The sequence below is a fragment of the Corynebacterium sp. HMSC073D01 genome, assembly GCF_001815555.1.
GTDB classification, from domain to species: Bacteria; Actinomycetota; Actinomycetes; order Mycobacteriales; family Mycobacteriaceae; genus Corynebacterium; species Corynebacterium glucuronolyticum.
The window spans coordinates 44,758-58,447 of record NZ_KV821014.1 but is presented as its reverse complement, the minus strand read 5'-3'; the positions used below and the strand labels follow the sequence as shown (position 1 = coordinate 58,447).

Genomic DNA, 13,690 nt, shown 5'->3' with positions numbered 1-13,690 from the left:
CTCACCAGCCTCTGCGGCACTGAACTCGTCGGGTTCGGCGATGCTCAACTCGTCGGACTCTGCAGTCTCGGGAACGTCTTCTTCACTTATCTGTCCACTACGCGCGGATTCTGCAGCTTTCGCCTGGTATTTCGATGATTCAAACAGACAAATGGAGGCTGCAGTGGCTAGGTTCAAAGACTCCGCACGACCGCGAATGGGAATCCGGATTCGGTAATCCGCTTGTGCCTGGACTTCCTCTGGCAGACCATGAGCCTCATTACCAAACAGCCACGCCGTAGGTTGGGAGAGAAGATCCTCAGCATCAGTGAGATCCACCTCGCCGTCCGCCGCCGTAGCGGCGATCGCCAGACCGCGTTCGCGAAGCATACTGACAACCTTCATAATGTTTCGCTCTCGCGCCACGGGGATATGGAACAGCGATCCAGCCGAGCTGCGCGCTGCTTTTCCCGACTGGGGATCTACCGTGTCGCCCGCGAACAACACGCAATCTGCACCCATGGCATCGGCAACGCGGATAAGCGTCCCTGCGTTTCCGGGTTCGTTTGTTTCTACCGGAACGCTGACTAGCTTCGGACGGCCATTGAGCACGTCACGCGCAGACCACAGCACTTCCCGACACACGGCGAAGATACCTGTCGACGTAACCGTGTCCTGGAGGCTCTTTGCTGCCTTTTCATCGATGAAATGCACGTACATTCCCATAGCTTTGGCAGCGGCAACAATATCCGTAAAGCGTGCGGCCGCCGACTTCGTCAGGAAAATGTCGGTTGCCGCACCGGTGGCGACAGCCGCCTCCACGCTATTTTCGCCCTCGACGAGGAAGCGCTTTTCCTTTTTCCGCACTGCGGATCGTTTGAGCTTTGCAGCATTCACGACACGAGGTGTCCGTTCAGTGAAAATCGGCTCGCCGGTAGCGGTCACCTTCGGCTCCTCGTCCTTTACGTGGTTGCGGTGCTCCTCGCCTCCGCGACGAGCACTCTGGCGGGAATCGCGCCGCCCATCGTGATTATCTCTACGGTTCGCTCCCCACTTCTGCGCCTCGCCCCTACCACGTCGGTGTTCACGGGAGCTCCGATTCTCCCGTTGCTCGGACGACGACTGCCGATCCCGTTTGCTGCGCTTTTCGTGGCTGGCTGCGGGATCGTAACTGCCGTATTCTTCGCGAGCGCTACTCCGACGGCTGTCCCGCACTTCGCTCTCACGCACTCCGGTATCTACCTCGGAGGCGCTGCGATGCGAGCGGGATCGAGCCCTAAACCCGCCGGTAGAGCGAGAAGAATTCCTTTGGTTGCTCACGGGCGCATCGGCCTCCCGTAACCATCGGTGCCCCCGTTGATGACGAGGATGAGGAATTCGATGAACAACCAAACTGAGAGAATACCCCAGCTCACAAGAGCAAAGGGGATTCCGAGGATGCTCACGAAGAGCCCCCAACCAGCGATATTCAGAACTAACTGACCGATGCCGTAGTTAGTCTTTCCCAGGTAGAAGTTGTGCACACCCAGACCACCTACGAATGCAAGAAGAAGCGCAGCGACGATCCAATTCTTGTCGCTGATAGGTGACACGTCCTGAGAAAAACCGTAGGGATTGTTCATGGGAGCTGGAGAAGTTTTGTCGCCCCACTGCTGCCCCGCAGATTGCTGCCAACTCGGTGAATTCCCACGTGGAGGCTCGCTGGAAAGGGATGCCTCGCCAAAACTCGGCAGGTTTTGTGGAGTCTGCCACCTTCCCTGCTCTATAGATGAGGAGCCCGCTTTCTTGCCATACTTACGCTTTATAGGCATGCCATCGCGGTCGAAGTCATCCGGACTATATGGAGACGACATGGTGTTCCTGCTTTCTTCTCTATCGGTTTTCTTCACCAACGCTGTCGAAAGACTACCTGCTTCCTACAAACGCAGACTCCCGGTGATACACGCCATGTTACCGCGACCGTCCCACACCGCTTCCCACACGCCTTACGAACATACCCATACCTCAACACAGACACAGGGTGTCTCCATTATCCGCGCTCACTAGCACCCAGCGATGCCTGATGAAAATTGTCCCTTCCACACCACCGCTAGCGAACGCACTGCCCCTTCCACATCTGCAATGGAGCAATCGCTATCCGCTGTTTAGCCTCCTACGTAACCCTTGCACGTCCATACCATGACCCTAGCGTCAAAAAGCCAATACGTGGCTCACCTGGCCTCCCCTAGCCTCTGCAATGGCCATTTTCCCGTCTTTCACTGCCCGCACCCGATTCACGCCTGTAGTCCAAGGCACTCCGAGGTCAACGAGATTCGATTCCAGGGCTCTCCGGGCACAAGACACAAAACATTGACAAAACATTGAACCGCCACACGTTGAACGATTCGTTTCCCCTCTGCCGATACAGAGCTGATTAGCTCGAACCTCTCACGCGGGGTACCGAGTATCCCTTGTGTAAAGGAACTCAAGGAGCGAGCACGTCAGTATCGACGGTAAGACCGTAGAGCAGCCAAGGCCAGGTATTGCACCAAGCGAACAGTCGCTTCGGGGTCCTGCTACCGCTGTTGCCTGGTCGATTCGGACATCACAATAGGAAGTTTTCCAACGGGCGGCCCCAATGTAGGTATGTCTATAATTGGCGAAAGGTAGCATGTGTTGCCCCTTTCGGGGCTCTCGCCCCGCCCGCTGAGAAGAAAGGTCATCTGTGACAGCTCTACCCGACGACTACGCACCCGAAAAGCGAACCATCAAGCGGGTCGGCATCATCACAAACCCTGAATCCGGGAACCGGTCACAGGAAGCGACGGCAGAGGCCGCAGCGGAGTTTGTCCGTCACGGTGTCAACGTAACGTCAGCAACTGGACTCGACCCCGACTCCACACGCGAGATCGCATCATGGATGATCCGAGATCCCCACATCGATGCGATTGTGGTGTCCGGTGGTGACGGACTCATCCACCATGTCTTGCAATCACAAGCTGGGACGGATGTCCCGATGGGTATTATCCCTGCGGGCACGGGCAACGACTTTGCGCACCATTACGGGTTACCACGAAACCCGGTCAAAGCAGCTCGTCTTATCGCCGCCGGAAAAACACAACACGCAGATCTTGGAATCCACACCACCGCCGAAGGCGTGCGCGAGTATTTTGCAACCATAACCTGTTGTGGCTTCGATTCACGTGTCAATGCCAGAACCAACCGGTTGTCCTGGCCGAAAGGTACACCCCGGTACGTGTTGGCTGTGTTACTCGAAGCTCTCAATTTCCATGGATACCCCGCAAGGATCACTCTCGATCACAAGCATGTTTTGGAACAGGATCTTTTCACCACCGTCGCAGTGGGTATCACGAGTTCCTACGGGGGAGGCATGAAAATCAGTCCGGATGCTGACCACGCCGACGGACTGCTGGATATCACCGTAATTTACGGGATGAGTATTCCACAAGCGCTCAAAACCTTCCCGAAAATCTTTCGCGGAGAATTCTCCAGCCAAGATGGCGTAAACACGTACCACGCCAAGCATGTCCGCGTTGAGCTCGAAGGCGCGCCTGTGTTTTCCGACGGGGACTTTGTGAGCGATCCTCCCATTGAAGTTGACATCGCTCCTGCGGCCGGGCTCTTTTTCGTCCCGTAGCTTCTTTTTCAAGCGCAGGCGTAGAGCTAGCAGGCACCCATATCTTCCGCCTACACCCATCGGCGACGTGAACCCCCGTCGCCCATCATTGATGTGACGAGGCCTACGTCCTCCCCTAGCTCCTCTATCCCCTCCTGTATACCCCATGCCTACTGTTTCGTCCCTTGGGCTTTGACAAAAGCAAAAGCCGCCCTCCGGAAACCGGGGGCGGCTAGCAAAGCGTTACGCTTTTATCGCTTAAGCAGCGTTCTTTGGGGCGTTGACGTCCTCAGGGAGGGCGTTCTTAGCAGCCTCGCAGATAGCGGAGAACGCAGCGAAATCATTCACGGCGAGCTCAGCGAGGATCTTGCGATCAACCTCGATCTCAGCAAGGCGCAGGCCCTGGATGAGACGGTTGTAGGTAATGCCGTTCATGCGTGCAGCCGCGTTGATACGGGTAATCCACAGGCGACGGAACTGGCTCTTACGCTTACGACGATCGCGGTAAGCGTACGTCATAGAGTGCAGCCACTGCTCCTTGGCCTTACGGTACAGGCGGGAACGCTGGCCACGGTAGCCCTTAGCGGACTTGAGGATTTCGCGACGCTTCTTCTTGGCGTTAACTGAACGCTTCACACGTGCCATCTTGATACTTCCTTCGGTTTATAGCTTGATATATCGGACTATGGGCGAGGCGACTTATGCCTTGCCAAGAAGGCGCTTTACGCGCTTGACGTCTGCCGGGGCAACGTCCACGGTGCCCTTGAGACGGCGGGTGCGCTTCGAAGGCTTGCTCTCAAGAAGGTGGCGACGGCCAGCACGCTCACGGCGGAGCTTGCCCTTGCCAGAAATCTTCACACGCTTAGCCATGCCCTTGTGGGTCTTCTGCTTCATGGGATAAGTCCTTACTCTCTTAAAAGATCTGCTTGCAGATGGTTTACTTCTTGCCCTTGCGGACAGGACCGAGAACCATCGTCATATTGCGGCCGTCCTGTTTCGGGCGGGACTCGACGGTGCCGTAGTCCTTGACGTCCTCAGCGAGACGCTCTAGCAGGCGATAACCTAGCTCCGGACGGGATTGCTCCCTACCACGGAACATAATGGTCACCTTTACCTTCGAGCCTTTCTCGAGGAAGCGGACGACATTGCCCTTCTTCGTCTCGTAATCGTGATCATCGATCTTGGGACGAAGCTTCTGCTCCTTGACCACAGTCTGCTGCTGGTTCTTCCGAGCCTCGCGAGCTTTCTGTGCCTGCTCATACTTGTATTTCCCGTAGTCCATGATTTTGCACACGGGAGGCTTAGCCTTGGGTGCGACTTCGACCAGATCAAGGTCGGCGTCGTACGCGAGCCGTTGAGCATCCTTAACCTTAACGATGCCAACCTGCTCACCACTAGGCCCGATTAGACGGACCTCGGGAACTCGGATTCGCTCATTGATGCGAGCTTCAGCGCTGATGTGGACTCCTCAATTCACAGAAAATTTACGGTTAGTTTCGACCGCGCATGTTGCTTTGATGGACAGTCAAGCGCTTTCCCCATACAAAAAATCCCACCTGCTGTTGCCAGCACGTGGGAGATCCGTACGCTCTACATCCGAGGATGAGAGTATAACCATTATCCTTCCCGGATGAACCGGGCGGCATCTGGTGGGAGGGACCTCCACTTGATGTACACCGCATTAACGCGGTAGCTGTTGCAATATAACACACCGTGGCAAAAACGCCAAATTCAGACTGTCGTGCACATTTAATGCACATCAATCGACTGCACTTTTCATGCACATCAATCGACTGCACTGTCCGACGCACGACCCACTAGAAAAAGACACTTTGCAAGAAAGAGTGTCTATTGAACGGTTAGAATTATACCCCATGCACCGCCGTCTCGCCGTCTTACTAACAGCTGCCAGTGTTCTGGCACCAGCAACTGCAGTTCTCACACCGAACACCGCTCACGCTTTCCCTGGTTGCACACCCATCCACGTCATACAAGCGGCAGGTACCGGATATTCGAACAGAGCTCAGACAGCGGACCCGATCCCCCTGTACACCAGCGGCTGGAATCCAACCGATAAGCTTCAGCAAGAATTTGGTGTTCGCAATGTTGCCGGGTTTAACGTTGCCTATCCAGCAAGTCTCGGGCGCATCAACGCATTAACGCCAGGGCCGGTAAGCTCCGAGGCCGCTACGTATGGCGAGTCAGTGTTGGCCGGTGTGGAGACGGCCACCGCCGAATTAACACGTGTTGGTCGACGCTGCCCCAGCACAAAATTCTTCCTGGTCGGGTATTCCCAGGGCGCATCAGTGATCGGAAATGCCGCCGCCGAGGTCGCAGCCGGTCGTGTGTCTCACGTCAAACCGGAACAAATCGGTGGCGTTGTCCTGGTCGCAGACCCCGGACGCTCACCTATCATCGACAAGCCGACAAAGGGCCAGGCGGACCTCGCCGCAAAGAACGGTGGCGTTTTTGCCGCCAACGGCGAAATCATCGTCGGCGGGTCCACCGGTGTCTTACCCGGTCGAGTCGGCATGACGGGCGCCCGTCCGACACCTTTTACTGGTCTCGAAGGCACAGTTATCTCCATCTGCGACAGCAACGACATGGCCTGCTCGATTCACGAGGGCTCGCTCATCCGCGATGTCGCAAACTTTGCCAATCGTATCGATTGGCCAGGCCTCGCGGATGACCAAACTAGTAAAGCGATCGACAGTGTCAGGGGGCAGCTCGAAGCTGGAATTCCCCTCGACACAGCCCTCATCACCGCAGGTCTGGACTGGATCAACATCCTCAGCATTACCGCCGCACTTGTGGAGGTAGCGAGCTATCTGAAGATCGTCGTTGACCACACACGCCCGGATCTTAACTTTGCGCAGCTAGTAGCGCTTTCTCTCATCGCCGCCACCCCCGGGTTGGCGGCTAAGGGAAATACGGCCGAGTACCTTCTGCCTGCAGCTGAAGGCCTGGCTTCCCAGGTAGAGACACTCTCCCCCGATGCTGCAGCCATCATCACGCTAGCAACCGAGTCAACGCGACTCGTATTCACCGCCGAGGAGCCATTCGACGCTCCCGGCGATGGCCGCGCGTCCGCTACCCGACGGGATGTGTCTAATTTAGGCCAATTCATTGCAACTCAGACCGGTCTCTCCCCGCTTTTGGAAGACCCAGCTAATGCGAACTTGATCGAATCGATGGCTGTCGCCGGAGATTTCGGGTTTGCCCATATCTCCTATTTCGATGGGCACTTCAAGGTTGGCGACCGCAACGGCTCTGACTTTGCAGATGACTGGCTAGCCGCGCGAGCTGCCACCATCCTCAAAACTGATAGCGGCAGTTCCTAGTCCTGAAGGAATCCCAGCCCGGCACGACGGGACTCCTAGTCCAGGATAACGCGGTAATTTAAAGGCACGTGCGCTTACTTTGCCCCCTTTGCCGTGCCAGCGAGCATCTCTTTGAGGTACATGCCGGTATAAGAGCCTTTGACCTTGGCTACGTCCTCAGGGGTTCCCTGCGCAACGACGCGACCGCCACCTGAACCGCCTTCAGGCCCCATATCAATAATCCAGTCTGCAGCCTTGATTACATCGAGGTTATGTTCAATGACGATGACGGTATTGCCCTTATCCACAAGCCCGTTAATCACAAGCATGAGCTTGGAAATGTCATCGAAATGCAAACCTGTCGTCGGTTCATCGAGGATATATACTGTGCGCCCCATCGACCTCTTTTGCAGTTCTGCGGCAAGCTTCACGCGCTGAGCTTCACCTCCGGACAGCGTTGTTGCCGCTTGACCGAGCTTGACGTAGCCAAGCCCAACCTCATCAAGGGTATTGAGGTAGCGATGAATGGAGGAGATGTTCTTGAAGAACTCGGTGGCCTCAGAAATCGGCATATCCAATACTTCGGCAATGTTCTTGCCCTTGTACTTCACCTCCAACGTCTCCCGGTTGTAGCGTGCGCCATGGCACACCTCACACGGAACGTAGACATCGGGTAAGAAGTTCATCTCAATTTTCAGGGTGCCATCGCCTTGACATGCTTCACAGCGCCCACCCTTGACGTTGAACGAGAAACGCCCAGGCTTGTAGCCTCGTACCTTCGCCTCATTCGTCTCGGCAAACAACTTGCGCACCTTGTCAAAAACACCGGTGTACGTAGCCGGGTTCGAGCGGGGTGTGCGCCCAATCGGGGATTGATCTACCTGTACAAGTTTGTCCAGGTTCTCCAGCCCCGTCACATCTTTCACGTACCCGGGAACCTGGCGCGCCCTGTTGAGCTTATTTTGAAGAGTCTTCGCCAAAATCTGGTTGACCAGAGTAGATTTACCCGAACCACTCACACCCGTGACGCAGGTCAGCACACCTTTAGGGAAAGACACGTCGATTCCCCTCAGGTTGTTCTCGGACGCCTTCACAACATTAATCATGTTGTGCTTGTCCACAGGGCGCCGCGTATCCGGAACAGGGAGGATCTTTTTACCAGACAGATATTGTCCGGTCAGCGATTCCTCGCAAGCGTAAAGCCCCTCTGGCGAGCCCTGGTACACCACCTCGCCACCGTGGACACCGGCCCGCGGTCCGATATCCACCACGTAGTTGGCTTCTCTGATCGTATCCTCGTCGTGCTCAACGACGATCAGGGTGTTGCCGATGTCTCGCAGATGCTTCAGTGTCTCAATTAGGCGATGATTGTCGCGCTGATGAAGGCCGATGGACGGCTCATCGAGCACGTACAGAACACCTGCTAATCCCGACCCAATCTGGGTAGCAAGGCGGATACGCTGGGCCTCACCACCGGACAAGGTCCCGGCAGCTCGAGACAGCGTGAGGTAATTAAGTCCGACATCCTGGAGGAACTTAAGCCGGGCATCGATCTCCCGGAGGATCGCCTCTGCAATCTTGTGCTCCCGCACCCCGAGGTCAAGATCGCGGATAAAGTCCAGGGCATCATCAATGGATAGATCCGTCAGCCCCGCAATGGAGCACTCACCATGTTCGTGAGAAGCAAGGCGCACGGCGAGAATCTCGTCGCGTAGTCTGGCCCCCTTACACGTGGGGCAGGGAACCTCACGCATGTAGGCCATGAGGCGATCCTTGGAGCTCTCTGTCCCAGCCTGGTCAATCTTTCGGTGAACAAAATTGGCAGCGCCTTCAAACGGAGCCGTCCAATTTCGCATCCGTCCGTATCGGTTCTTGTATCGAACGCTCACCTTTTCCTTGGTGCCGAAAATGAGAGCCTTTTGCTGCTGCTTCGTTAACTCGCTGTACGGCTGCTCGGGATCGAAGCCGAGGGCTGCGCCCAGCCCTTTAACCAATGCCCGGAAGTAGGAGCTATTCGGCGAAGAACTCCACGGGTGCACCGCCTCATTTGTCGGCGCATCAGGGTTAGGAACCAAAAGGTCGAGATCAACTTCTTGCTTAAACCCCAGACCGTCGCAGGCCGGACACGCACCGTACGGTGAGTTGAAGGAGAAAGCACGCGGTTCCAGGTCTTCGACATCGAGTTGGTGGCCGTTGGGACAGGCCATTTGCTCAGAGAAGGTGAGCTGTTCTCCGGAATCGATAAAGTCAGCGACGACAACGCCGTCGGCAAGCGCTAGTGCTTGTTCCACAGAATCGGTGAGGCGCTGCCTTTGGGACTCTTTCACCTGAAGTCGATCGACCACGACATCAATATCGTGCTTAATCTGCTTCTTTAACTTCGGTGGATCGGAAAGCTGGTGCATGTCGCCATCGACGATGACGCGGGAAAAACCTTGCGCGGCAAGACTTTCGAAGAGCTCGACGTGCTCGCCCTTGCGGGTCTTAACCACAGGCGCAAGAATCTGGAATTTCGCTCGTTCCGGTTGCTCCAGAATCTGGTCGACGATCTGCTGGGGAGTCTGTTTGGCAATCGGAGCGTCACACTCGGGGCAATGGGCGGTGCCCGCGCGCGAATAGAGAAGACGCAGGTAATCGTAAATTTCTGTGATTGTACCGACGGTTGAACGCGGGTTGCGGTTCGTGGACTTCTGGTCGATAGACACGGCAGGCGAAAGCCCCTCAATGAAGTCCACGTCTGGCTTGTCCATCTGTCCCAGGAACATACGTGCGTAACTGGAGAGGCTCTCAACGTACCGGCGTTGCCCCTCAGCAAAGATGGTATCGAAAGCGAGCGAGGATTTGCCGGATCCGGACAAACCGGTAAAGACGACGAGCTCATCACGCGGGATATCCACGTTTACGCCCTTCAGGTTATTTTCTCTCGCCCCGCGGACAACCAACCGATCAGCCACTTACACGATCTCCTTTTTGCGCTCTAGCGGGCAGCGCTTTCAGCTGCCAATACCGTCTCGAACATACCAGCGAACTGGGCCATTCGCTAAATCTAGCACGGTTTACTTCAACTGACCCGGGATGACTTTTATTCCCACACACAGTCATCTCATACTTACTTCCATCCCTTATTCCCTCCTGCCAAAACTTGTCTACCTATTTTCTTCCATCAGCACTCGTCGCCCGGTTTATGTCTGTCAGCACCCGTCGTCCTATTTACTTCCGCCAGCACCCGTAGCCTGCCCTTCTATAGGGATCAGGCTGGAGCCACTTTGTCACTCGAGGTTACTCACTCGGTTCGCACGCGAAGAGCTATTATCCGACGACTTACTGCTCAAAGCTTGGCTATCCTTAAAAGTATGAGTTTGACTTTGCACCACGTTTCTGTATCTTCCATGGACAACAACTGCTACCTCCTGGTTGAGGGGTCTCACGGTTTGCTTGTCGACGCCGCGGCCGATGCGCCGGCTCTTCTTGATCTCGCGGCTTCCGCTGGATGCACCATCACGGGAGTGCTCACCACGCACCGCCATCACGACCACGTCGGTGCACTGGAAGAGGTGCTCCGCGAAACGGGAGCTACTCATTATGCGTCAGCATTGGATGCGCCCGCCCTCCCCTGCCCTGTGGATGTCGAACTCAACCACGGCGACACTCTGGAGTTTGAGGGGCACCGCTTCCCCGTCATAATTCTTCGTGGCCACACCCCCGGTGGTGCAGCAATTTTCGCCGAGATCGATGGCAAGCAGCACCTTTTCGTCGGGGATAGTCTCTTCCCCGGTGGCGTGGGAAAGACCAATTCGCCGGCGGAGTTTCAGCAGCTCCTTACCGATGTAACGGAGAGGCTTTTTGATGAGTACCCGGACGAAACTATTGTGCACCCCGGCCACGGAAAGCCCACAACGCTCGGTGAAGAACGACCTCATCTCGGTGAATGGCGAGAGCGTGGCTGGTGATTAACCGGATTACTGTACACTAAACAGAGCACTAGAGAACGAACTTTTGAAGGAGCGTTACAACACATGATCCGGAAGATTATCCGACCCATGATTGCGGCAGTCTATGTTGCAGATGGTGTCAAAGCACTGAGCAAGCCGGAGGATTACGTCGAGGGAACCAAGAGCGTGCTGGACAGCACCCGTGCCGTTCTCCCCTCTCAGTACAAGGGATACGTGCCCACCGATGCCACGATGGTTACCCAGGCCGCAGCCGGTACCCGCGTCGGCGCCGGTTCGTTGCTCGCCCTCGGTAAGGCTCCGCGCCTAGCCGCCAGCACCCTGGCACTCATCTCTGTGCCCACCATTTACGCCCGTAACGCATTCTGGAACACGGACGACGACCAGGAGAAGGAGCAGCGCAAGAACGGTCTGCTAACCAACCTTGCCCTCCTCGGCGGATTGGTTCTTACCTCCCTCGACACCGAGGGCAAGCCCGGTCTCGCGTGGCGTGCAAAGGATGCCGGACGTCGCGCTAACAAGGCCGTCCAGCAAGCTCTCCCAGGCAAGAGCGAGCAGGAGGAAATCCGCGACAACCTCGTAGAGGGCGCATCGAACGCTCGCGACAACATCGTGGAAGGTGCTACCGTCGCAGGTACCGCCGCCGCTGGTTTCTTCTCCAACGCTGGTGAGAAGCTTGCCGACGCATGGAACGATGTCACGGACTACGTCGAGGACAACAAGGACGACTGGCTCTCCACCGCAAAGAAGAACGCCAAGATCGCTAAGAAGCGCCTGGTGAAGGCCGCCGACAAGGCCCAGAAGCGCGCCGCCGAGGCCGCCGACGAGGCCCAAAAGCGTGGCGAGGAAGCCGCCAAGAACGGCAAGAAGTCCGCTCAAAAGCTGGCTAAGAAAGCCGATAAGCGCGCCAACAAGCTCAGCAAGCAGGCAGAAAAAGCCGCTAACAAGGCAGAAAAGAAGTTCTCCAAGAAGCTGGAGAAGCTGAGCTAAACTCTGCGCAGAAGATAGACCCAAGCATCCTGGGGCCGTTCACGGCTCCAGGATGCTTTCGACTGTCCCGCTCACGTCCTCCCCAGTACCACTTCACCACGAGAGCCCAACACGCAAAGTACAGCGGGGATACCACCACAGCCCAGACGGGTCTCTCGCGGATCCCACAGCCGGGATGGGAAACCGCGGGGGAATCGTCCCTGGCGGCCCTGCCTCAGCTCTGCATTAACAGCCCCTTTGGCAAAGTACGATTGAGAATCAAGATATAAACGATGATCACCGTCATCTGTGTGAGCACGTAAAGAACATTCTTTCCGATGGTTAGGTCAGCTTCGACGGTGAAGCCTTCAGAAATGTTAATGAACTGGTGCGTAATAATGCACGGCCATAGACTGCCACCTCGGTAGACAATGGTGACAAAGAGAAAGCCAACGGCGATGGCGAAAACAATTTGCAGCAACGTAACCGTTAGTGACTGGCCACTTCCGTTCACGCTATTCACGATGTGCCCAATCCCAAATGTGACGCTGGAGACAACGATTGCCTGACGCAAGCTTTCCTCCGCCATTGCTCTGAATAGGAACCCACGAAAAATCAATTCTTCAAGAAAACCGACGCACGCCATAAGACAGATGTAGAAACCAGTTTCCACGACGGTGTACCGAAGACCAATACCATTCCATAGGGCGCCGCTTATCAGAATGAGGAGCGGAATGTAAAAGACAAAGCGCTTCGCCGACAACTGCGGACTGCGAATCCCGTAACGCTGGAAAAGTCCATGCCTGCGTAGAAACAAATACAGGATGATTGTTTGGGTTGCCGCAAACAGAGCACTGAAGGAGAATTTGATGCCAACCGTATCATTGAGAGAAAAGGCCAAGGATTGCAGGACACAGTAGATCGCAATCCAGGTGAGCGAGAAGAGCAACTCACTTTTGTCGTACAGTTTTTTCATTGTGGCCCTCCTGGGCAACAGATATTGCGCCATTAAAGACGCTGGATAATTGAGACGTGACAAATTCCTCTCTGTATTCCAGCAGATGGTTGGAAAGCAGGCTTGCATACCCGTGAGTAACCATGGCTAGGCTCATGAACACCGTTTTCGCTTGCTGAATGTCCAGTGCGGTCTCTGTCTGCAGAGCGGAGAGCAACGGGACAAGCTCGTCGCTGTCAAATGTTTCCTTAAGACTTTGATGCGGAGAAAAACCACTTTGGAAGAGGAAACGGAATAGGGGTGCCTCTTCTCTTGCAAAGCGAATATGGTTCATTCCGATGGACAGGAAAGGCGATCCGCTTTCGCCTCGTTGCTGTAGCAGGTATTCCGTGTGAAATTGGTCGGCACGTTCGTACACCGCTTCTTTGAGCAGGTCCATGGTTTGGAAGTGGTACATGACCGGCTGAGTGGAGCACCCCAATTCACTGGCAATGCGTCGCACATTCAACTGCTCTATGCCAGACTCACGCACGACCGCGAAGGCTGCATCGAGAATGTTCTCCCGCTTTACTTTAGGCTTTGGTGGCATGCTCATCTCCTTACATAACAATCGTTACATAACATCCATTATAGAACGAACGTCTATACGCGCAATCTCAGTTGCGCTACCGGCGCAGCACATAGTCAGCTGTGTTTCTTTTTCATCGTTAACAGCCCTCTTCATATTCTCTTTCTCCACGTTGCGCCCTCCCCCTTCTCGCGTCACCCACCATCGGTTCCCCGAGTTACATCGCTCAACACATTCCCGTCTCGCTTGTCTCTCCCGGCATGAATTTATTCAAGCGGGAATGAATAACAATGGTGGCGCGTTCACAATAACGAACGCGTTGAAAAGTTGGGG

Annotated in this window: 11 protein-coding genes and 1 pseudogene; 4 read left to right on the top strand and 8 right to left on the bottom strand. The window is 55.5% G+C overall.

What is annotated here, in order from left to right; genetic code table 11:
• Window positions 1–120: 120 nt before the first annotated feature.
• Together HMPREF3044_RS13205 and HMPREF3044_RS13285 are read right to left on the bottom strand one after the other, a co-directional pair.
• Window positions 121–924 (bottom strand): annotated as a pseudogene (locus HMPREF3044_RS13205) (TrmH family RNA methyltransferase); the annotation flags it as partial.
• Window positions 925–1,295: 371 nt separating this feature from the next.
• Window positions 1,296–1,832, bottom strand: a complete 537-nt coding sequence (locus HMPREF3044_RS13285) for a TM2 domain-containing protein (protein ID WP_246820812.1) — start codon at window positions 1,830–1,832, stop codon at window positions 1,296–1,298.
• A gap of 851 nt (window positions 1,833–2,683) precedes the next feature.
• Between HMPREF3044_RS13285 and HMPREF3044_RS01360 the strand changes: the two genes are divergently transcribed.
• Window positions 2,684–3,616 carry a diacylglycerol kinase family protein gene (locus HMPREF3044_RS01360; protein WP_070738982.1) on the top strand — a complete coding sequence of 311 codons (933 nt, stop codon included), beginning with the start codon at window positions 2,684–2,686 and terminating at the stop codon, window positions 3,614–3,616.
• 237 nt (window positions 3,617–3,853) lie between these two features.
• Here the strand turns inward: HMPREF3044_RS01360 and rplT are convergent, their stop codons facing one another.
• Genes rplT through infC form a run of 3 tightly spaced genes read right to left on the bottom strand, consistent with a single transcriptional unit; the run spans window position 3,854 to window position 5,054 of the window.
• Window positions 3,854–4,240, bottom strand: a complete 387-nt coding sequence (gene rplT, locus HMPREF3044_RS01355) for a 50S ribosomal protein L20 (protein ID WP_005392403.1) — start codon at window positions 4,238–4,240, stop codon at window positions 3,854–3,856.
• A gap of 54 nt (window positions 4,241–4,294) precedes the next feature.
• On the bottom strand, window positions 4,295–4,489 hold the full coding sequence (rpmI, locus tag HMPREF3044_RS01350) for a 50S ribosomal protein L35 (protein ID WP_005392402.1): 195 nt from the start codon (window positions 4,487–4,489) through the stop codon (window positions 4,295–4,297).
• 43 nt (window positions 4,490–4,532) lie between these two features.
• On the bottom strand, window positions 4,533–5,054 hold the full coding sequence (infC, locus tag HMPREF3044_RS01345) for a translation initiation factor IF-3 (RefSeq protein ID WP_081446562.1): 522 nt from the start codon (window positions 5,052–5,054) through the stop codon (window positions 4,533–4,535).
• Window positions 5,055–5,469: 415 nt separating this feature from the next.
• Between infC and HMPREF3044_RS01340 the strand changes: the two genes are divergently transcribed.
• Window positions 5,470–6,936: a cutinase family protein gene (locus HMPREF3044_RS01340; RefSeq protein WP_070738980.1), complete on the top strand. Its 1,467-nt coding sequence runs from the start codon at window positions 5,470–5,472 to the stop codon at window positions 6,934–6,936.
• Between the two features lie 74 nt (window positions 6,937–7,010).
• Here the strand turns inward: HMPREF3044_RS01340 and uvrA are convergent, their stop codons facing one another.
• Entirely contained in the window at window positions 7,011–9,869 is a 2,859-nt protein-coding gene (gene uvrA, locus HMPREF3044_RS01335) for an excinuclease ABC subunit UvrA (RefSeq protein ID WP_070738979.1), read from the bottom strand.
• Between the two features lie 399 nt (window positions 9,870–10,268).
• On the opposite strand from uvrA, the gene HMPREF3044_RS01330 reads away from it, so the two are divergent.
• Together HMPREF3044_RS01330 and HMPREF3044_RS01325 are read left to right on the top strand one after the other, a co-directional pair.
• Entirely contained in the window at window positions 10,269–10,865 is a 597-nt protein-coding gene (locus tag HMPREF3044_RS01330; protein WP_070738978.1) for an MBL fold metallo-hydrolase, read from the top strand.
• Window positions 10,866–10,931: 66 nt separating this feature from the next.
• On the top strand, window positions 10,932–11,855 hold the full coding sequence (locus tag HMPREF3044_RS01325; protein WP_070738977.1) for a DoxX family protein: 924 nt from the start codon (window positions 10,932–10,934) through the stop codon (window positions 11,853–11,855).
• Window positions 11,856–12,069: 214 nt separating this feature from the next.
• Here HMPREF3044_RS01325 and HMPREF3044_RS01320 read toward each other — a convergent pair whose 3' ends face one another.
• Window positions 12,070–12,810 carry a CPBP family intramembrane glutamic endopeptidase gene (locus HMPREF3044_RS01320; protein ID WP_070738976.1) on the bottom strand — a complete coding sequence of 247 codons (741 nt, stop codon included), beginning with the start codon at window positions 12,808–12,810 and terminating at the stop codon, window positions 12,070–12,072.
• Window positions 12,785–13,378, bottom strand: coding sequence for a TetR/AcrR family transcriptional regulator (locus HMPREF3044_RS01315; protein ID WP_070738975.1), 594 nt, complete (start codon window positions 13,376–13,378; stop codon window positions 12,785–12,787). The genes HMPREF3044_RS01320 and HMPREF3044_RS01315 overlap by 26 nt, the downstream gene beginning before the upstream one ends.
• Between the last annotated feature and the right edge of the window lie 312 nt (window positions 13,379–13,690).

Excerpts from the sequence above, each read along its gene's own strand:
- rpmI (WP_005392402.1), bottom strand. The coding sequence starts at position 4,489 with ATGAAGCAGAAGACCCACAAGGGCATGGCTAAGCGTGTGAAGATTTCT.
- HMPREF3044_RS01315 (WP_070738975.1), bottom strand. The coding sequence starts at position 13,378 with ATGCCACCAAAGCCTAAAGTAAAGCGGGAGAACATTCTCGATGCAGCC.
- HMPREF3044_RS01330 (WP_070738978.1), top strand. The coding sequence starts at position 10,269 with ATGAGTTTGACTTTGCACCACGTTTCTGTATCTTCCATGGACAACAAC.
- rplT (WP_005392403.1), bottom strand. The coding sequence starts at position 4,240 with ATGGCACGTGTGAAGCGTTCAGTTAACGCCAAGAAGAAGCGTCGCGAA.
- HMPREF3044_RS01320 (WP_070738976.1), bottom strand. The coding sequence starts at position 12,810 with ATGAAAAAACTGTACGACAAAAGTGAGTTGCTCTTCTCGCTCACCTGG.
- HMPREF3044_RS01340 (WP_070738980.1), top strand. The coding sequence starts at position 5,470 with ATGCACCGCCGTCTCGCCGTCTTACTAACAGCTGCCAGTGTTCTGGCA.
- HMPREF3044_RS13285 (WP_246820812.1), bottom strand. The coding sequence starts at position 1,832 with ATGTCGTCTCCATATAGTCCGGATGACTTCGACCGCGATGGCATGCCT.
- HMPREF3044_RS01325 (WP_070738977.1), top strand. The coding sequence starts at position 10,932 with ATGATCCGGAAGATTATCCGACCCATGATTGCGGCAGTCTATGTTGCA.